Raw genomic sequence first — 244 nt, forward strand, 5'->3', positions numbered from 1 at the left:
CATCGTCGTCGCCATCATCAATCCGCGCTTCCTGCTGCCGATCAACCTGGCCAACACTGCCAACCTGATCGGTCTGTTTGGCATCCTGTCGATCGGCCAGGCCTTTGTCATCATTACAGGCGGTATCGAGCTTTCCGTGGGCTCGCTGGTAGCACTTCTCGGCGTGCTGTTCGTCGATTTCATCGCGGTCCAGGATATGTCATGGATGCTGGCGCTGCCGCTCATTCTCGCGCTCGGCGCGGTC

1 pseudogene is annotated in these 244 nt (G+C 59.4%); it reads left to right on the forward strand.

The features are described 5' to 3' along the window. Position 1: 1 nt before the first annotated feature. Positions 2–244: pseudogene (locus EOD29_RS34305) on the forward strand (ABC transporter permease); the annotation flags it as partial.

The sequence above is a fragment of the Mesorhizobium sp. M1A.T.Ca.IN.004.03.1.1 genome (assembly GCF_003997555.1).
GTDB lineage: Bacteria > Pseudomonadota > Alphaproteobacteria > Rhizobiales > Rhizobiaceae > Mesorhizobium.